This is a genomic window from Erythrobacter sp. CCH5-A1, from assembly GCF_001557115.1.
In the GTDB taxonomy this organism is placed as follows: domain Bacteria; phylum Pseudomonadota; class Alphaproteobacteria; order Sphingomonadales; family Sphingomonadaceae; genus Erythrobacter.
This window is the reverse complement of sequence record NZ_LSKQ01000191.1, coordinates 1-595: the sequence shown is the minus strand read 5'-3', so window position 1 is coordinate 595 and position 595 is coordinate 1. Positions and strand designations below refer to the sequence as shown.

1 protein-coding gene is annotated in these 595 nt (G+C 64.7%); it reads left to right on the top strand.

Annotation, left to right across the window (positions count from 1 at the left end; all coding sequences use genetic code 11):
• A partial coding sequence (locus AX708_RS11150; RefSeq protein ID WP_156454568.1) for a S8 family serine peptidase occupies positions 1 to 595 on the top strand: 595 nt, incomplete at both ends.

Genomic DNA, 595 nt, shown 5'->3' with positions numbered 1-595 from the left:
CTCCCGAGCACGGCGCGCTCGTCGACACCATGGCGGCGGCGGCCGAACACGATGCAACCATCATCCTGCCCAGATTTTCCGTTGCCGCGATAGGTGGCGGGTCTGCGGCATCATTGTCGATTGCCCAGATGCTCCAGGTCGAAGGACTGGTCGTGGACAGTCGGCCGGAGTTCTGGATGTTCGCGTTAGGCGATCCGCCTTGGGTGGACGATACCGAGCGTACGTGGGGCTTGGCTGCCACAGGTGCCGATCAGAGCGCCTTTACCGGCGCGGGCATCAAATTGGCCGTTCTCGATACCGGCATCGACCTTGCCCACCCCGACATCGCCTCACGCGCAATCAAGCATGCGAGCTTCGTGCACGGGGAAGGCGTGGACGATGTTCAAGGGCACGGCACACACTGCGCTGGCACGGCCGCAGCAGGTCCGCCGCAGGCAGTCAACGTGCCGCGCTATGGCGTCGCACCCGGTGCCGAGCTTTTCGTGGCCAAGGTTCTGAACAATCGCGGCGCGGGCCGCGAGCTCGACATCATTGCTGGAATCGAGTGGGCGCTCGACAACGGCTGCGACATCATCTCGATGTCGCTCGGCCGCGC